This is a genomic window from Rhodopseudomonas sp. (assembly GCF_036404135.1).
In the GTDB taxonomy this organism is placed as follows: domain Bacteria; phylum Pseudomonadota; class Alphaproteobacteria; order Rhizobiales; family Xanthobacteraceae; genus Rhodopseudomonas_A.
In genome coordinates, this window is the sequence record NZ_DASWPE010000059.1 from 1 (window position 1) to 17850 (window position 17850).

21 protein-coding genes are annotated in these 17850 nt (G+C 64.4%); 15 read left to right on the plus strand and 6 right to left on the minus strand.

Going from position 1 to position 17850, the window contains the following annotated elements; genetic code table 11:
* Positions 1–358: 358 nt before the first annotated feature.
* The 3 genes from VGC77_RS06590 to VGC77_RS06600 all read right to left on the minus strand — a co-directional run bounded on the left by VGC77_RS06590 (position 359) and on the right by VGC77_RS06600 (position 2592).
* Entirely contained in the window at positions 359–571 is a 213-nt protein-coding gene (locus VGC77_RS06590) for a cold-shock protein (protein ID WP_011474122.1), read from the minus strand.
* 275 nt (positions 572–846) lie between these two features.
* Entirely contained in the window at positions 847–1128 is a 282-nt protein-coding gene (gene infA / locus VGC77_RS06595; protein WP_011474121.1) for a translation initiation factor IF-1, read from the minus strand.
* Positions 1129–1152: 24 nt separating this feature from the next.
* The gene (locus VGC77_RS06600; RefSeq protein ID WP_331170774.1) at positions 1153–2592 is read right to left on the minus strand and encodes a DEAD/DEAH box helicase; all 1440 of its coding nucleotides are present in this window, start codon (positions 2590–2592) and stop codon (positions 1153–1155) included.
* Between the two features lie 481 nt (positions 2593–3073).
* Between VGC77_RS06600 and urtA the strand changes: the two genes are divergently transcribed.
* From urtA to VGC77_RS06665, 13 genes are all read left to right on the plus strand, one after another.
* Positions 3074–4393 (plus strand): urea ABC transporter substrate-binding protein, encoded by a 1320-nt coding sequence (urtA, locus tag VGC77_RS06605; protein ID WP_331170775.1) that lies wholly within the window; start codon positions 3074–3076, stop codon positions 4391–4393.
* A 236-nt stretch (positions 4394–4629) separates the two neighbouring features.
* Positions 4630–6174 carry an urea ABC transporter permease subunit UrtB gene (urtB, locus tag VGC77_RS06610; protein ID WP_331170776.1) on the plus strand — a complete coding sequence of 515 codons (1545 nt, stop codon included), beginning with the start codon at positions 4630–4632 and terminating at the stop codon, positions 6172–6174.
* A gap of 148 nt (positions 6175–6322) precedes the next feature.
* Positions 6323–7492: an urea ABC transporter permease subunit UrtC gene (gene urtC, locus VGC77_RS06615; RefSeq protein WP_331170777.1), complete on the plus strand. Its 1170-nt coding sequence runs from the start codon at positions 6323–6325 to the stop codon at positions 7490–7492.
* 4 nt (positions 7493–7496) lie between these two features.
* Positions 7497–8261 carry an urea ABC transporter ATP-binding protein UrtD gene (urtD, locus tag VGC77_RS06620; protein ID WP_331170778.1) on the plus strand — a complete coding sequence of 255 codons (765 nt, stop codon included), beginning with the start codon at positions 7497–7499 and terminating at the stop codon, positions 8259–8261.
* Between the two features lie 133 nt (positions 8262–8394).
* Positions 8395–9090, plus strand: coding sequence for an urea ABC transporter ATP-binding subunit UrtE (gene urtE / locus VGC77_RS06625; protein WP_331170779.1), 696 nt, complete (start codon positions 8395–8397; stop codon positions 9088–9090).
* Between the two features lie 209 nt (positions 9091–9299).
* Positions 9300–10133, plus strand: a complete 834-nt coding sequence (locus VGC77_RS06630) for an urease accessory protein UreD (protein ID WP_331170780.1) — start codon at positions 9300–9302, stop codon at positions 10131–10133.
* A gap of 25 nt (positions 10134–10158) precedes the next feature.
* Positions 10159–10461 (plus strand): urease subunit gamma, encoded by a 303-nt coding sequence (locus tag VGC77_RS06635; protein ID WP_331170781.1) that lies wholly within the window; start codon positions 10159–10161, stop codon positions 10459–10461.
* 7 nt (positions 10462–10468) lie between these two features.
* On the plus strand, positions 10469–10774 hold the full coding sequence (locus VGC77_RS06640) for an urease subunit beta (protein WP_331170782.1): 306 nt from the start codon (positions 10469–10471) through the stop codon (positions 10772–10774).
* 55 nt (positions 10775–10829) lie between these two features.
* On the plus strand, positions 10830–11114 hold the full coding sequence (locus VGC77_RS06645) for an AbrB/MazE/SpoVT family DNA-binding domain-containing protein (RefSeq protein WP_331170783.1): 285 nt from the start codon (positions 10830–10832) through the stop codon (positions 11112–11114).
* The gene (locus VGC77_RS06650) at positions 11111–11503 is read left to right on the plus strand and encodes a type II toxin-antitoxin system VapC family toxin (RefSeq protein ID WP_331170784.1); all 393 of its coding nucleotides are present in this window, start codon (positions 11111–11113) and stop codon (positions 11501–11503) included. The genes VGC77_RS06645 and VGC77_RS06650 overlap by 4 nt, the downstream gene beginning before the upstream one ends.
* Positions 11504–11513: 10 nt before the next feature.
* Entirely contained in the window at positions 11514–13226 is a 1713-nt protein-coding gene (ureC, locus tag VGC77_RS06655) for an urease subunit alpha (protein ID WP_331170785.1), read from the plus strand.
* Positions 13227–13561: 335 nt separating this feature from the next.
* Positions 13562–14185, plus strand: coding sequence for an urease accessory protein UreE (locus tag VGC77_RS06660; RefSeq protein WP_331170786.1), 624 nt, complete (start codon positions 13562–13564; stop codon positions 14183–14185).
* Positions 14166–14885: an urease accessory protein UreF gene (locus VGC77_RS06665; RefSeq protein WP_331170787.1), complete on the plus strand. Its 720-nt coding sequence runs from the start codon at positions 14166–14168 to the stop codon at positions 14883–14885. Before VGC77_RS06660 ends, VGC77_RS06665 begins: the two co-directional genes overlap by 20 nt.
* Positions 14886–14895: 10 nt before the next feature.
* On the opposite strand, the gene VGC77_RS06670 is transcribed toward VGC77_RS06665, so the two are convergent.
* Both VGC77_RS06670 and mobA read right to left on the minus strand, forming a co-directional pair.
* Entirely contained in the window at positions 14896–15129 is a 234-nt protein-coding gene (locus tag VGC77_RS06670) for a hypothetical protein (protein ID WP_331170788.1), read from the minus strand.
* Between the two features lie 66 nt (positions 15130–15195).
* A complete protein-coding gene (gene mobA, locus VGC77_RS06675; protein ID WP_331170789.1) occupies positions 15196–15834 on the minus strand; it encodes a molybdenum cofactor guanylyltransferase MobA in 639 nt (212 codons plus the stop codon).
* 78 nt (positions 15835–15912) lie between these two features.
* On the opposite strand from mobA, the gene VGC77_RS06680 reads away from it, so the two are divergent.
* Together VGC77_RS06680 and VGC77_RS06685 are read left to right on the plus strand one after the other, a co-directional pair.
* On the plus strand, positions 15913–16155 hold the full coding sequence (locus VGC77_RS06680) for a sulfurtransferase TusA family protein (RefSeq protein WP_331170790.1): 243 nt from the start codon (positions 15913–15915) through the stop codon (positions 16153–16155).
* 65 nt (positions 16156–16220) lie between these two features.
* Positions 16221–16526 carry a DUF6496 domain-containing protein gene (locus tag VGC77_RS06685; protein ID WP_331170791.1) on the plus strand — a complete coding sequence of 102 codons (306 nt, stop codon included), beginning with the start codon at positions 16221–16223 and terminating at the stop codon, positions 16524–16526.
* Between the two features lie 353 nt (positions 16527–16879).
* Here VGC77_RS06685 and VGC77_RS06690 read toward each other — a convergent pair whose 3' ends face one another.
* Positions 16880–17755, minus strand: coding sequence for a Ku protein (locus tag VGC77_RS06690; protein ID WP_331170792.1), 876 nt, complete (start codon positions 17753–17755; stop codon positions 16880–16882).
* Positions 17756–17850: the final 95 nt, after the last annotated feature.

Here is a 17850-nt window from a genome sequence, read left to right on the forward strand (position 1 = left end):
CACGCCGGGCGTCGGCTATGTGATGTCGAAGGCCGGCGTGACCCTGACCGACAAGTCCTACACCCGGCCGCGGCAATCGACCTGCGTGCGCTACAACACCACGGTCTGCACGACGTTCTGATTTCGCTGCGGGAGCCGAACCGAACGATCCGAAATCATTATCGAAGTCGCTGCGCGACCGAGCGGCCGCGCGGTGCAGCGAGCACGGCCTTCAAACGACAGGACCGTGCAGGCAGCCCGGCCTTCAAACGACAAAGGCCGCGCAGCGAGCGCGGCCCGACATGACAAAGTCCGCGCGGTCAGCGCGGCCTTCTTTTCTTGCAGTGGCATTTCGCAGCGCGAGCTGTCGAAATTTCGTTTAGCCAGCGGCGCGGAGGTTATCGGCCGACGACTTGCCAGAACGACGATCGGCGACGATTTCGTAGCTGATCTTCTGGCCTTCACGCAGGGTGCCAAGGCCGGCCCGCTCAACCGCGCTGATGTGCACGAACACGTCGTTGCCACCATCGTCCGGCTGAATGAATCCAAAGCCCTTGGTCGCGTTAAACCACTTCACGGTTCCCATGCTCACGGGGGTAGTCCCTTCTCAATATGCTATAGTAGAAACCCACTTTCGATGGGCTGGTGAGATCGAATTTTTGGAAGGGTCGTCAGCGTCTAAACCGGCTGTACCGGTGGATAGCTAATGTCGTCCGGCCGAAAATCGATTAGTCGATGTTATGCGAAAGCGGGCCCCAAAACAATCCTGACGTGCACGATTTTTTAATCGGAAGGCCAGTTGTGGTCCGGGTGCCAAGCACGTTTGACGTCATGGCGCGGCGACGTGCAGCGTCGCCGCGGTGCCATTTACCTGCGGCGGAATTGGCCGCGCGGCGGGGCGCCCCGCGGCGGGCCGCCACCCGGACGTTCGTCCTTGTGGCGGAATATCAGCCGGCCCTTCTCCAGGTCGTAGGGCGACATCTCGATGGTGACCCGGTCGCCGGCCAGCGTCTTGATGCGGTTCTTCTTCATCTTGCCGGCGGTGTAGGCGACTATTTCGTGTCCGGCGTCGAGTTGCACGCGATAGCGTGCATCGGGAAGGATTTCGGTCACCAGTCCTTCGAACTGGATCAGCTCTTCTTTAGCCATGGTCGTCTCCAGATCGGCCGTTGATCAGCGCTGCGGTCTATGGGTGCGGTTGGGTTGAGTTCCGGGGCGGCTCTCGCGATGCAGGAACGCGACGCCCTGGATGCCTTCCTTGGCGGCCTGCGGCTGCGGGCGGGCGGTCTCGTGCCGGCTCGGCTCATGCCGTGCCACCGGGGCGGCGATCGTCCCACCGCTCGGCCGCCGACGGCGACGCGGGCCGTTCGAGGACGGCACGGCCTCGTTGCTCCGCGGGGAATGCACGTGCGGCGCGGCATGCGCGCCGCGATGCTGCGAGACCTTCGCCACGGTATCGCGATGGCCCGGAGTGCGGCGATCCTCGCGCGGCAGGGTGACGCGGATCAGCTTCTCGATGTCGCGCAGGAACGCCATCTCCTCGCCGGCGACCAGCGAGATCGCGATGCCCTCGGCGCCGGCGCGCGCGGTGCGGCCGATCCGATGCACATAGGTTTCGGGGATGTTCGGCAGATCGAAATTCACCACGTGGGTGATGCCGTCGACGTCGATGCCGCGGGCGGCGATGTCGGTGGCGACCAGGGTGCGGATTTCACCGGAGCGGAACGCCGCCAGCACGCGCTCGCGATGGTTCTGCGACTTGTTGCCGTGGATCGCGTCGGCGGTGATGCCGGCCCGCGCCAGCCCCTTCACCACCTTGTCGGCGCCGTGCTTGGTGCGGGTGAAGATCAGCGCCCGGTTGACGTTTTCCTGCTTCAGGATCTGCGCCAGCAAGGTCGGCTTGGCGGAGTGATCGACCTGGATGATGCGCTGGGTGATGCGCTCCACGGTGGAGGCCACCGGGGTCACCGCGACCCGCGCCGGATCGCGCAGCATCTGCTCGGCGAGATCGGCGATGTCCTTCGGCATGGTGGCCGAGAAGAACAGCGTCTGCCGCTTGATCGGCAGCTTCGCCACGATCTTGCGGATGTCGTTGATGAAGCCCATGTCGAGCATGCGGTCGGCTTCGTCGAGCACCAGGAATTCCACCTGATTGAGCTTCAAGGCGTTGCTCTGCACGAGGTCGAGCAGCCGGCCCGGGGTGGCGACCAGCACGTCGAGGCCGGGCATGATCGAGCGAACCTGGCGTCCCATAGGGACGCCGCCGATCGCCAGCGCCGAGCTCAGCTTGATGTGCCGGCCATAGGCGTTGAAGCTCTCCAGGATCTGGCCGGACAGTTCACGGGTCGGGCTCAGCACCAGCACGCGGCAGGTCTTCGGCTGCGGCTTGATGCGGTTTTCCAAGAGGCGGTGCAGAATCGGCAGCGCGAAGGAGGCGGTTTTGCCGGTGCCGGTCTGGGCAATGCCGACGACGTCGCGGCCGGCCAGGGCAAGAGGAATGGTTTGAGCCTGAATCGGCGTCGGGGTCAGGTAATTTTCTTCTTTAAGCGCACGCGAAATAGCTTCGGCGAGGCCGAATTCCTGAAAGGAGGTCAAAAGGTTGTTTCTTTCCATTACAAAGGCAGGCGCCCGGCAAGCTAGACCAGGAGCGCACGAGGGGGTGTCTGAGACACCCGCGTGTTTGGGGCGTCGGCTTTGTTAGCTGAAGGGGCAAGCCAGAAACCGTTTAGACGGGCTCAGAACACGCGGCTCGCATTGACCCGATGATTCTCAAGGTCGTTCTTTCATATGGAACACGATCGTTAAAGATTCAAGATGTATTCGGCGTCGGGCGAGCTTTCTCGCATCTGATCGGTCAAAAATTAGCCTGACCAAATTATTCGCTCAGGTCCTGGGCTGTTTGCCTAATCTGGCGGCAGATTTTGAATGCAACTAAGTGGCAGAATTGCCGCGAAAATCCGCAGATCGCGAAATCTCTCGCATCTCCACCCCCTTATCGCTTTACCCACCCATGGCATGGATCTTGCGATTCCGTTAACGCAGACGGCCGTTGGGGCCGCGCATCACTGTATCTGCGTCAGGGAGACGAGACCTCATGCTTACTGAACCGAAGCAATCGAAGGCCATGCCGATCAGTCGGCGGCGCTGGCTGGCAGCGACCGCCGGGCTGATTCTGGGCTTGGCCACGTTCAGCACCGCGAAAGCCGAGGACACCATCAAGGTCGGTGTCCTGCACTCGCTGTCGGGCACCATGGCGATCAGTGAAACCACGTTGAAAGATACCATTCTCTTCCTGATCGACGAGCAGAACAAGAAGGGCGGCGTGCTCGGCAAGAAGCTCGAGGCCGTGGTGGTCGATCCGGCCTCGAACTGGCCGCTGTTCGCCGAAAAGGCCCGCGAGCTGATCACCAAGGACAAGGTCGCCGTGGTGTTCGGCTGCTGGACATCGGTGTCGCGCAAATCGGTGCTGCCGGTGTTCAAGGAATTGAACTCGATCCTGTTCTATCCGGTGCAGTATGAGGGCGAAGAGTCCGAGCGCAACGTGTTCTACACCGGCGCCGCGCCGAACCAGCAGGCGATCCCGGCGGTCGACTATCTGATGAAGGACGAGAAGGTGAAGCGCTGGGTGCTGGCCGGCACCGACTACGTCTATCCGCGCACCACCAACAAGATTCTGGAAGCCTACTTGAAGTCGAAGGGCGTCAAGCAGGAAGACATTATGATCAACTACACGCCGTTCGGTCATTCGGATTGGCAGACCATCGTCGCCGACATCAAGAAGTTCGGCTCGGCGGGCAAGAAGACCGCGGTGGTGTCCACCATCAATGGCGACGCCAACGTGCCGTTCTACAAGGAGCTCGGCAACCAGGGCGTCAAGGCCACCGACATTCCGGTGGTGGCGTTCTCGGTCGGCGAGGAAGAACTCGCCGGCATCGACACCAAACCCCTGGTCGGCCATCTCGCCGCCTGGAACTACTTCCAGTCGATCAAGACCCCGGAGAACGAGAAGTTCATCAAGGCCTGGCAGGCCTATACCAAGAACCCCAAGCGCGTCACCAACGATCCGATGGAAGCCCATGTGATCGGCTTCGACATGTGGGTCAAGGCGGTGGAGAAGGCCAAGTCGGTCGACGCCGACAAGGTGATCGACGCGCTGCCCGGCACCGAGGCCAAGAACCTCACCGGCGGCACTTCGAAGATGCTGCCGAACCACCACATCACCAAGCCGGTGTTCATCGGCGAGATCAAAGCCGACGGCCAGTTCGACGTGGTGTGGAAGACCCCGGGCCTGGTGGCCGGCGACGCCTGGTCGAAGGAGCTGGACGGCTCCAAGGATCTGATCGGCGATTGGGTCGGCAAGAAGTGCGGCAACTACAACACCAAGACCAACAAGTGCGGCGGGCAGGGGTCCTGATCGGTTCGCGAGCGCACCTCTCCCCGCGCGCGGGGAGAGGGTGGATGCCGCGTCGCTCGGATCAACTTCGACGCATTCAGGCCTGCAGGGCCTGATCCAAACCAGCGAAGGCGGCGACGGCGCCGCCTTCTATTCTTTCCCGGGGTCCGCCAGTGCTGAGCTTCTTCCCTGATCGTGGTTTCTTTGATCGTCTTCGCGCCTTTGCCTTTGCATGTGTGCTGATCGTCGCGTCCGCCATGCCCGCGCTGGCCGGTCCGTTCGAGGACGCCGTCGGCCAATTCGCCAATGATTCGTTTTCCGATACCGAAGAGGCGATCGGCGTCGTCGCCACATCTGGCCAGCAGCAGGCCTATGCCATCATCACCGCGCTGCAGGACGGCCGGCTAATGGCCGACGCCGACTCCAAGCGCGTCTTCGTCACTCAGCCGGACGGCAAGATCGTCGACGCCGCCAGCGGCGAGGCGGTGCCGAGCCTCCCGGATGGCGCCGCCGCGGTGCGGCTGAACAACCGGCTGCGCCGCAGCGTGGAAGCCGCGCTCGGCGGCCTGACGCTGCAATCGCCGGATCTTTCCAAACGCATCCAGGCCGCGCAATCGGTGTTCAAGACTCACGACGAAGCCATGCTGCCGATGGTCGACGGCGCGCTCGCCAAGGAAACCAACCGTGCCGCCAAGCTGGCGTTCGGTGAGGCCCGCGCCGCGATCCTGCTGTTCAAGCAGGACGCCACCGATCCGGAGAAGCTCGAAGCCATCGCCGCGATCAAGGCGCGCGGCGACCAGGAGGCGCTGGCGCTGCTCACCGGGCTTTCCGGCGATCAGTCGGTCGTCGTCACCCGCGCCGCCGCCAATGCCACCAAAGCGATCGAGAGCCGGCTGGCGCTCTGGTCGATGGTGCAGAACGCCTGGTACGGGCTGTCGCTGGGCTCAGTGCTGCTGTTGGCGGCGATCGGGCTCGCCATCACCTTTGGGGTGATGGGCGTCATCAACATGGCGCATGGCGAGATGGTGATGATCGGCGCCTATGTCACCTTCGTGGTGCAGGAGACCATCCGCACCTCCTATCCGGCGCTGTTCGACTATTCGCTGCTGATCGCGGTGCCGCTGGCGTTCCTGGTCGCGGGTCTGATCGGCGTGGTGATCGAGCGTTGCATCATCCGGTTCCTGTACGGCCGGCCGCTGGAGACCCTGCTGGCGACCTGGGGGCTGTCGCTGGTGCTGCAGCAGGCGGTGCGCACGCTGTTTGGCCCGACCAACCGCGAGGTCGGCAATCCGTCCTGGATGTCGGGCGCGTTCGAACTCGGGCAGATCGTCATCACCTACAACCGGCTGTGGATCCTGTGCTTTACGCTGGCGGTGTTCGCGATCCTGTTGGCGATGCTGCGCTACACCTCGCTCGGGCTGGAAATGCGCGCGGTGACGCAGAATCGCAGAATGGCTGCGTCGATGGGCATCGCCACCTCGCGGGTCGATGCGCTGACCTTCGGGCTCGGCTCGGGCATCGCCGGCATCGCCGGGGTGGCGCTGTCGCAGATCGACAATGTCAGCCCCAATCTCGGCCAGAGCTACATCATCGATTCGTTCATGGTGGTGGTGTTCGGCGGTGTCGGCAATCTGTGGGGCACGCTGGTCGGTGCCTTCACGCTCGGCATCGCCAACAAGTTTCTCGAGCCGGTGGCGGGCGCGGTGCTCGGCAAGATCGCCATCCTGGTGCTGATCATCCTGTTCATCCAGAAACGCCCGCGCGGGCTGTTCGCGCTGAAGGGCCGGGCGATCGAAGCATGAGTGCAGACTTTCCGTACACCGCCGTCGCCCTTCGAGGCTCGGACTTCGTCCTCGCACCTCAGGGTGACGGCTCAGCGCACGAGGACGTCATCCTGAGGTGCGCGCGCGTAGCGCGGGCCTCGAAGGATGGCCGAAGCAAGGCTCTTCGATGACCCCGCACCTCCTCACCCGCACCCTCGACCGCAGCGCCGCCATCTTTCTCGCCGTGGTCGCCGCGGTCGGCATCTTGCTGCCGCTGGCGAATCTGCTGGTCCCGGGCTCCTCGACGCTGCACGTGCCGACTTATCTGATGGCGCTGTTCGGCAAATATCTTTGCTACGCGCTGTTGGCGCTGTCGATCGATCTGATCTGGGGCTATTGCGGCATTCTCTCGCTCGGCCACGGTGCGTTCTTCGCGCTCGGCGGCTACGCCATGGGGATGTATCTGATGCGCCAGATCGGCTCGCGCGGAGTTTACGGCAACCCCGTTCTGCCCGACTTCATGGTGTTCCTGAACTATCAGTCGCTGCCGTGGTATTGGCACGGCTTCGACATGTTCTGGTTCGCCGCCTTGATGGTGATCGTGGTGCCGGGGCTGTTGGCGTTCGGTTTCGGCTGGCTGGCGTTCCGCTCCCGCGTCACCGGCGTCTACCTTTCGATCATCACCCAGGCGATGACCTATGCGCTGCTATTGGCGTTCTTTCGCAACGATTTCGGTTTCGGCGGCAACAACGGGTTGACCGACTTCAAGGATATTCTGGGCTTCAACGTGCAGGCCGACGGCACCCGCGCCGTCTTGTTCGCGCTGAGCTGCCTCGCTTTGATCGTCGGCTTCCTGATCTGCCGCGCGGTCGTCACCTCGAAGCTCGGCAAGGTGCTGATCGCGATCCGCGACGCGGAGTCGCGCACGCGTTTTCTCGGCTACCGGGTGGAATCCTACAAGCTGTTCGTGTTCACGCTGTCGGCCTGCATGGCGGGCGTCGCCGGCGCGCTCTACGTGCCGCAGGTCGGCATCATCAACCCCGGCGAATTCGCGCCGGGCAATTCGATCGAGGCGGTGATCTGGGTCGCGGTCGGTGGCCGCGGCACGCTGATCGGCGCGGCGCTCGGCGCCGTCGTGGTCAACTACGCCAAGACCGTGTTCACCTCGGGGCCGCTGGCGCCGTATTGGCTGTTCATGCTCGGCGCGCTGTTCATCCTGGTGACGCTGCTATTGCCGAAGGGCATCATCGGCACTTTCAACGCCTGGTGGGAGCCGTGGAAGGCCAAGCGCGACCATGCCAACGCGGAGAGTGCGGCGCGCGAAGACGGCGTCATCGAACCCCACATGGCGGAGTAGCGCGATGAGCATGCTGGAAACCCGCGCCACGCCGTCGCTGCTCTATCTCGACGGCGTCCACGTCTCGTTCGACGGCTTCCACGCCATCAACAACCTGTCGCTGACGCTGGAAGCCGGCGAGATGCGCGCCATCATCGGCCCGAACGGCGCCGGCAAGACCACGATGATGGACATCATCACCGGCAAGACCAGGCCCGACCAGGGCGAGGTGCTGTTCGACGGCAGCGTCGACCTCACCAAGCTCGACGAGACGCAAATCGCCGAACTCGGCATCGGCCGCAAATTCCAGAAGCCCACGGTGTTCGAAAGCCAGACCATTGAGGACAATCTGTTGCTGGCGCTCAACGTCGACCATCGGGTGCGCGGCACGTTGTTCTGGCGCCGGAGCAAGGCGGAGGCCGCGACCATCGAACGCGTGCTGGAAACCATTCGGCTCACCGATGCGCGCGACCGGCTGGCCGGCTCGCTGTCGCACGGGCAAAAACAGTGGCTGGAGATCGGCATGCTGTTGGCGCAAGACCCCAAGCTCCTCTTAGTCGACGAGCCGGTCGCCGGCATGACCGACGTGGAGACGCACCAGACGGCAGAGCTTCTCAAAGAAATAAACCGCGGCCACAAGACCGTGGTGGTGGTCGAGCACGACATGACCTTCGTGCGTGAACTCGGCGTCAAGGTGACGTGCCTGCACGAAGGCAGCGTGCTGGCCGAGGGCAGCATCGATCAGGTCTCGGCCAACGACCGCGTCGTCGAAGTGTATTTGGGAAGATGAGAGGGTGATTGGCGAGTAGGGAGTGGCGAATAGCGAATAGAAAGTTCTTGCCATTCTCGGAAATGACCGTTGTTCTACTCGCTACTCGCTACTCGCTACTCGCTACTCGCTACTCGCCCCTTGAGGACATTCCATGCTGACCGTCGACAACATCAGCCTGTATTACGGCGCGGCGCAGGCGCTGCGCGGCGTCTCGATCGCCGCCTCACCCGGCAAGGTGACCTGCGTGCTCGGGCGCAACGGCGTCGGCAAGACCAGCCTGTTGCGCGCGCTGGTCGGTCAGCAGGCGATCTCGTCGGGCGCGATCAGCTTCGACGGTCACGACATCTCCAAGCTGAAGCCCTATGAGCGGGCGCGCGGCGGCATCGCCTTCGTGCCCCAGGGCCGCGAGATCTTTCCGCTGCTCACCGTCGAGGAGAATCTGAAGACCGGCTACGCCCCTTTGAAGCGCGCCGACAAGACCATCCCGGACGACGTGTTCGCGCTGTTTCCGGTGCTGAATTCGATGCTGCGCCGCCGCGGCGGCGATCTCAGCGGCGGCCAGCAGCAGCAACTGGCGATCGGCCGCGCGCTGGTGATGCGGCCGAAGCTGCTGCTGCTCGACGAGCCCACCGAAGGCATCCAGCCCTCGATCATCAAGGACATCGGCCGGGCGATCGCCTATCTGCGCGGCCTCGGCAATATCGCCATTGTGCTGGTCGAGCAGTATCTCGACTTCGCCTGCGAACTAGGCGACAATTTCGCGGTGATGGACCGCGGCGCGGTGAAGTTTAGCTGCGATCGCGCCAGCCTCGATCCCGCGGAAATCAGCCGCCAGATGGCGTTGTAGGAATTCATGATCGCGGAATGGCGAGACACGGGTTTGGCCTCACCTCTCCTCGCTTGCGGGGAGAGGTCGGATTGCGAAGCAATCCGGGTGAGGGGGGCTCTCAACGAGTCCGCCCATCAAGCGACGCCCCCTCACCCCAACCCTCTCCCCGCAAGCGGGGACAGGCAGCGCGTTGCCATTAAGGCGCCGCCGCCGAAGTCATCCAGCCTGTGATCCCCCTCGACACCAACGCCGCTGCCATCTTCGCTGCCAACCGCGCGCGGGGCGCGGTGGCCTTCGACGTCAGGCGTGAGGGCGGCGTCACCCGGCGCGGCCGGGTGCAGGAATCCGGCTCGCTCAGGGTGCGGTTTCCCTCGCCCGAGGCCGAGGGCCTGTCGGCGGTGCTCATCAACACCGCGGGCGGCATCGCCGGCGGCGATCGCTTCGACACCGCCATTGCGGTCGGCGAGGGCGCCCGGCTGACGCTGACCACCGCGGCCGCCGAGAAGGTCTATCGCGCCGCGGACGCGCCGGCGCAGCTTAGCGTCGCGCTCAAAGCCGAAGCCGACGCGCAGCTTTCCTGGCTGCCGCAGGAGACCATCCTGTTCGACCGGGCGCGCCTGGCGCGCAGCATCGACATCGATCTGGCCGACAGCGCCACGCTGCTGTTGTGCGAGATCGTGGTGTTCGGCCGCGCCGCGATGGGGGAAAAGATGCTGTCCGGCGCCTTCGTCGATCGCTGGCGGCTTAGCCGCGGCGGCCGGCTGGTGTTCGCCGAAACCGTGCGGCTCGAGGGCGACATCGGCGCCAGCTTGGCGCGGCCGGCGGTGGCGGGCGGCGCCGCCGCGATCGGCACCGTGCTGATCGTGCCGGGCGACGAGGCGCTGGTGCAACGAATTCGCGACATCGCCGCGGGCTTTCGCGGCGAGGTCGGAATTTCCGCCTGGAATGGATTTGCAATGGCGCGGTTCTGTGCCCAAGATGCGGCGCGGCTGCGCGCCGACATGATGGCGGTGCTCGGCTGTGCCAGCGGCGCCGCGCTGCCGCGGCTGTGGCTGAGCTAGGTGTTGCATCGATCGAGTCCCCCGCATGAATCTCTCCCCCCGTGAAAAAGACAAGCTGCTGATCTCGATGGCGGCGATGGTGGCGCGCCGGCGGCTGGAGCGCGGCGTCAAGCTCAACCACCCGGAAGCCATCGCCCTGATTTCCGATTTCATCGTCGAGGGCGCGCGCGACGGCCGCAGCGTCGCCGAGCTGATGCAGGCCGGCGCCGAGGTGATCAGCCGCGCCCAGTGCATGGATGGCATTCCCGAGATGATCCACGACATCCAGGTCGAGGCCACCTTTCCCGACGGCACCAAGCTCGTCACCGTGCACCAGCCGATCCGATGAGGCATCCATGATTCCCGGCGAATTGTTCATCGAAGACGGCGAGATCGAGCTCAACGCCGGCCGCGACACGGTGACGCTCGACGTCGCCAATGCCGGCGACCGCCCGATCCAGGTCGGCTCGCACTACCATTTCTTCGAGACCAACCCGGCGCTGCAATTCGATCGCGCCAAGGCCCGCGGCATGCGGCTCGATATCGCCGCCGGCACCGCGGTGCGGTTCGAGCCGGGGCAGAGCCGCGAGGTGCGGCTTGTGGCGCTCGCCGGCAGGCGCGAGGTCTATGGTTTCCGCGGCGAGGTGATGGGCAAGCTTTGAACGGCGTTGATTGGGCGGGTTGCAGGGAATATCTTGCAAGCTGAGGAGACGCGAAATGTCCTACACAGCGACTGCGGTCATTGCCTCCAACGGACAGATCACACTACCTGCTGCCATCAGGGAGCGCCTCGGCGTGAAGGAAGGTGATCGGTTGAGTTTCGCTCTCGCCGATTCGGGCGAACTCACCGTCACTGCGATCCATCGGCGCAGCATTTTCGAAGACCTTGACGCGTTGCAACTGCCGTCTCTTGGGCGCCCGCTCACCCAAAAAGACATCGACGACGCCATCGGAGAGGAAATGAAAGCGCAGGAACTCCGAATTCGGAACCAGAATACATGATCGGCGTCGATACTAATGTCTTGCTCCGATTTTTCGACTCTGTCGATCAGCCTCAGCAGGCGACGGCAGTGCGGGAACTGGTTCGCAGTCAGGGACCTGTTTTCGTCAATCCAATCGTGCTCGTTGAGTTTGTGTGGACTTTGCGTCGCAAATTTCAGCTAGATCGTGACGCGATATACGCTCGGCTTTCACGTGTGACGAACTCCCCCGAATTCGCCATAGCCGAAGCCTCGGCGACAGGTCGTGCCGTCGAGAGTTTCCGCAATGGTCCCGCAGATTTTGCCGACTATCTGATGGGTGAGTTGAACAAGCTGGCTGGTTGCGAGACGACGGTGACCTTTGACAAGGACGCCGCAAAGCACCCGACCTTCGCGCTACTCGAAACCTGAGATAACCTTCATGTCCGTGAAAATCCCACGTTCCGTCTATGCCGACATGTTCGGGCCGACCACCGGCGATCGGGTGCGGCTCGCCGACACCGACCTGATCATCGAGGTGGAAAAGGACTTCACCCACTACGGCGAGGAGGTGAAGTTCGGCGGCGGCAAGGTGATCCGTGACGGCATGGGGCAGAGCCAGCTCACCAACGCGCAAGGCGCCGCCGACACCGTGATCACTAACGCGCTGATCGTCGACCATTGGGGCATCGTCAAGGCCGACGTCGCGATCAAGGACGGCCTGATCGTCGCGATCGGCAAGGCCGGCAATCCCGACATCCAGCCCGGCGTCACCATCATCATCGGCCCCGGCACCGACATCATCGCCGGCGAGGGCAGGATCCTCACCGCCGGCGGCTTCGACAGCCACATTCACTTCATTTGCCCGCAGCAGATCGAGCACGCGCTGATGAGCGGCGTCACCTCGATGCTCGGCGGCGGCACCGGCCCGTCGCACGGCACCTTCGCCACCACCTGCACGCCGGGGCCGTGGCACATCGGCCGGATGATCCAGTCGTTCGACGCGTTTCCGGTTAATCTCGGGATTTCCGGCAAGGGCAACGCCTCGCGCCCCGCGGCGCTGAAGGAGATGGTCGAGGCCGGCGCCTGCGCGCTGAAGCTGCACGAGGACTGGGGCACCACGCCGGCGGCGATCGACAATTGCCTGACCGTCGCCGACGATTACGACGTCCAGGTGATGATCCATTCCGATACGCTGAACGAGTCTGGTTTCGTCGAGGACACCATCAAGGCGTTCAAGGGCCGCACCATCCACGCCTTCCACACCGAGGGCGCCGGCGGCGGCCACGCGCCGGACATCATCAAGGTCGCAGGCCTGCCCAACGTGCTGCCGTCGTCGACCAATCCGACCCGGCCGTTCACCAAGAACACCATCGACGAGCATCTCGACATGCTGATGGTGTGCCACCATCTCGATCCGTCGATCGCCGAGGATCTGGCGTTCGCCGAAAGCCGGATTCGCAAGGAGACCATCGCCGCGGAGGATATTCTCCACGACCTCGGCGCGCTGTCGATGATGTCGTCGGACTCTCAAGCCATGGGCCGGCTCGGCGAAGTGATCATCCGCACCTGGCAGACCGCCGACAAGATGAAGAAGCAGCGCGGGTCGCTGCCGCAGGACTCCGCGCGCAACGACAACTTCCGGGTCAAGCGCTACATCGCCAAATACACCATCAACCCGGCGATCGCGCACGGCGTGGCGCGGCTGATCGGCTCGATCGAGCAGGGCAAGCTCGCCGATCTGGTGCTGTGGTCGCCGGCGTTTTTCGGCGTCAAGCCGGAGCTGATCATCAAGGGTGGCTCGATCGTCGCGGCGCCGATGGGCGATCCGAATGCGTCGATCCCCACCCCGCAGCCGGTGCATTACCAGCCGATGTTCGCCGCCTTCGGCCGTTCGCTGGTCGCCTCCTCGGTGGTGTTCACCTCGCAGGCCGCGGTGGCGGAGGGGTTGGCGAGACGCCTCGGCATCCAGAAATCGCTCTACGGGGTGGAGAACACCCGCTCGGGAATCTCCAAGAAGAGCATGATCCACAACGACGCCACCCCGCAGATCGAGGTCGATCCGGAGACCTACGAGGTCCGCGCCGACGGCGAACTGTTGACCTGCGCGCCGGCCGAGGTGCTGCCGCTGGCGCAGCGCTATTTCATGTATTGAGGCGCTTTCTTGTATTGAGGATCTTGCCACAAATATCGGCGTCATCCTGAGGAGCCCGGCTGCGCGCAGCGACGACGGGCGTCTCGAAGGATGGGCTCCACGCTCCGTCATCCTTCGAGGCCTTTCGCGTTGCTCGGACAGCTCGGGATGACGGCACCGGCGTAGATGCCGTAAAGGCGGCTTCCAGCGGGCGAGGGGCCGGTCGCAAACAATCGCTGCAATCTCGTCGGCGCAGCCCGTATTGTACGGCCGACCGCACGCCGAACACCGCCACGGTGCAGGCTGCGGTCACTCCGCCGGTCGCGAGGCGACGGCAAAGCAACCGTGAGTGCCCCATGATCCGCGCAACCACCGTCATCGGCCAGCATCGTTGGAAAGAGGCCGCGGCCGATACCGTGGTGCTGGATTTCGACGACCGGCACCGCCGACGCACCGCGATGACGGGCACCCGCGGGCTGCAATTCCTGCTCGACCTCGAACACGCGGTGGCGTTGCGCGGCGGCGACGCCCTGCTGCTGGAAGACGGCCGCCTGATCGAGGTGGTGGCCGCCGCCGAGCCGCTGATCGAAATCCGCTGTGCCGATCCGCAGCAATTGGTGCGCGTCGCCTGGCATCTCGGCAACCGCCATTTGCCGACCCAGATCGTCGGCAAGGCATTGAGGGTCCGCCGCGACCACGTCATCGAGGCGATGCTGCAGGGGCTCGGCGCCAGGATCGTCGAGATCGAGGCGCCGTTCGATCCGGAAGGCGGCGCCTATGCGCAGCCGGCCGAGACCGCCCACGATCATGCCGGGCATGACCACGCGCACCACGATCACAGCAAGCATGATCACGCCCACCACGATCATCATGATCACGGCAAGCACGATCACCACGGCCACGCCGCGCATGATGATCACCACGTCCACGACGAGCATTGCGGCCATGATCACCACGGCCATGCTCACAACCACAAATAGCGACGCCGCGGCGCGGTCGGCCGAGCAGGCGGCGCTGTACCGGCTGATGACCTGGCTGTCGCCGGCGTTTCCGGTCGGCGCGTTTTCCTATTCCAGCGGCATCGAATGGGCGGTGGAGGCCGGCGACGTGATCGACGCCGCCACGTTGCGGGACTGGCTGGCGGCGATGCTTGGTCACGGTTCAGGCTTCTGCGACGCGGTGCTGCTGGCCCAGGCGCATCGCGCCGCCTCAGGCCACGATCACGCGGCGCTCCGCGACATCGCGGAGTTGGCCTGCGCCTTGGTGCCGTCGCGCGAGCGCCATCTGGAAGCCACTGCGCAAGGCCGCGCCTTTGTCGAGATCGCCCGCGCCGCCTGGCCGTGCGATCCGCTCGACGGCGCGCTCGCGGCCTGCGCTGGCCTGACTGCCTATCCGGTGGTGGTCGGCGTCGTCAGCGCCGCGCATCGCGTGCCGCTTGCGGCGACGCTGCACGGCTTTCTACATGCGGTGGTGTCGAACTGGATTTCTGCCGGCTCCCGGCTCATTCCGCTCGGTCAAACCGACAGCCAGCGCCTGATCGCGGCGCTGGAGCCGGACGTGATCGCCACCGGCGCGCGGGCCTTGATAGCAAGCCTCGACGACCTCGGCAGCGCGACGTTTCGCGCCGATTTAGCCGGCATGCGCCACGAGGCGCAATACACCAGGCTGTTTCGTTCGTAGTTCGGCGAAATCAGATCCGGCCGTCATCGTTCGGCTGCGGGTTGCGGCGGTCGCCGCGGTTGGCGTCGGCTTTGTTGGCTTCGTGGCGACCGATCACGCAGCCCGCCACTGCGCCGAGCGTGCCGTGGTGTCCCGCGTAGTGGCCGGCGACGCCGCCGACGATCGCGCCCTTGATGCAGCCCTTGGCCTCGGCCGCGGACGTGAAAGCCAATCCGAGAATGGCGCAGACGATCAGACGCTTCATGACAACCTCCGATGAAATTCTACAAGACAATCCGGCTTGCCCGCGATGGTTCCGGCGGCGTATCGATCAGTCGCGATCGAGCGCTGCCAGCGCTTCGGCTGCGGCGAGGTCGTCGCTGGTGTTGGCATTGAAGAACGGATCGCGCGGCTGCGTCGGCCAGTCCACCGTCGCGACCTGATAGCGCGCGAGAAACCCGCCGACCTTGCGCAGGCCCTCGACCGCCAGCGCGTGGCGCAGCTGCTCGCGCGCGGTCACGTCCCACAGCCCGATCACCGGATGCGCGCGACCGCCGGAGGCGGCCACCGCGAGTTGCGCATGCTGTTCGCTCAGCGCGCGCCCAAGGCGCGCGACCAGATCGCGCGGCAGGAACGGGCAATCGGCCGGCGCGCTCAGCATCCAACGGACGCCGGGCCGGTTGGCGGCGGCCCAGTCGAGCCCGGCCAGCACGCCCGCCAGCGGCCCGGCGAAGCCTGCGATACTGTCGGCGACCACCGGCAGTCCGACCTTCGCGAATCGCGCAGGGTCGCCGTTGGCGTTGAGCACCAGGCTATCGCATTGCGGCATCAGCCGCGCGATCACCCGCTCAAGCAGGCTGCGGCCGCCGATGTTGCGTAGCGGCTTGTCGCCGCCGCCGAGCCGGCGCGCCAATCCGCCGGCGAGAATCACCGCGGGTACGGCCGGAGCCTCGGGGTCTGGCTGGGTCATCGCGAATGTTGATAGCACTACGATGGACCAACGGCCAAGGCGATTGACGCGGCCGCGGTCCTTCGCCATCGTCAAGTCATGACCACAACAACGCTCGATCTCACCGGGCTGAAATGCCCGCTTCCCGCCCTGCGCACCCGCAAGGCGCTGAAGACATTGCAAAGCGGCGACCTCCTGGAGGTCTGCTGCACCGATCCATTGTCCGTCATCGACATTCCTAATCTGGTGATCGAAACGGGTGATCGGGTCGAAATCCGACAACGCGATGCCAAGCGCATCGTGTTTCTGATCGAGAAGGTCGGATCGATCGCCGCGACCTGAGCCCGGCTGCGCAAGGAACCATCGGTTGCGCTGGAAATTATTCCGGGCAAACCAAGGAGCGCAGGATGGCCCGCAAGTACTCCAAAGAGGCAGCGGCGAAAGTCGCACGCGCGGTCAAGAAGTCCAAGGCCGGGACGCTGAAGAGCGGCCGATCCGGCAAGACGGTGAAGAGCCGCAAGCAGGCGATCGCGATCGGATTGTCGGAAGCCCGCGCCGAGGGCAAGAAGGTGCCGCCGAAGAAGACCGCAAAGAAGGCGACGAAGGCCTCCGGCAAGAAGGCCGCCAAGTCCGGCGCCAAGACATCCGGCGCCAAGACATCCAGCGCAAAAAAATCCAAAGCCAAAAAGTCGAAGGCCAAAAAGTCGAACTAGCAGCGGCGACTTGTCATCGCGGGCGTTACTGCGACCCCAACTCGCTATGTTGAGTGTCCTTCATTGGACGGGATCGCCTTGCTAACGCGTGCGGTATCGCGCGAACACCCTCCGCGGGTCGTCCCTGCGCACGCAGGGACCCATCACCCCTGACGTCAGCGCTAGAAACCGCCCTGGCAACAGCGCAAATGAGACTCCGCGCCGTATGGGGCCCTGCGTGCGCAGGGACGACTCGTTGGAATGCAGAAGTCACTTCACGCTCGAACGGCGCTATGATTCTTTAGCGTAATATACGGCACCGGCAACGCCGCGCTCTCGCTCTTGACGATCGCTCACTGATTAGCTCACGCCGATCAACCGGCCTTGCGCCGCTTGGCGGGCGCGCGCGGTGCCTTGGCCGTGCGGGCGCGGCGCGGCGGCGGGCTGCGGCGCGTCGCGGCTTTGCCGGGCTTGGCCTTCAGGCTCTGCTTCAGCGCGTCCATCAGGCTGATGACGTTGTCGGGCTTCTCCGCGGGCTCGGCAACCTTCAACGGCTTGCCGGCGGCCTTGCGCTTCACCAGCGCCTTCAGCGCGGTTTCGTAGCTATCCTCGAATTTCGACGGATCGAAATGCGCCGCCTTGCTGTCCAGGATGTGCGAGGCGAGTTCGATCATGTCCTTGGTAATCTTCGGGGTCTTGATGCCGCCGAAGTAATCGTCGGCGTCGCGCAGCTCGTAAGGATAGCGCAGCGTGGTGCCGAGCAGCCCCTTGCCGAGCGGTTCGATGGCAATGACGTGCTCGCGATTGGTCAGCACGATGCGCGCCAGCGCCACCCGATCCTTGTCCTTCATGGCGTCGCGGATCACCGCGAAGGCCTCGACCCCAGCCTTGCCGTCGGGCACGATGTAGTAGGGATGGTTGAGATAGCGCTTCTCGATCTCGTCGGCGGGCACGAAGCTATCGATCTCGATGGTGTGGGTGCTCTCGATCTGCACCGCGTCGAGTTCGTCCTTCTCGATCTCGATGAACTTGCCCTTGCTGATCTCATAGCCGCGCGCCTTCTGATCCTTCTCCACCACCTCGCCGGTGTCCTCGTCGACCATCTGCTGCTTCAGCCGGTTGCCGGTCTCGGCATTGATCATGTGGAAGCGGGTCTTCTCGACGCTGGTGGAAGCTGGATACAGCGCCACCGGGCACGACACCAGCGACAGCTTCAGCGAGCCTTTCCAATAGGCGCGGGGCGGGGCCATGGCGTCTCCAATGTCGGTGATAATCTTGGCGCAACGCACCGCGGCGAAGCGGAACTTCAACCGCAATTGCGGGTTTTGGTTCCGAGTTGTTGAAT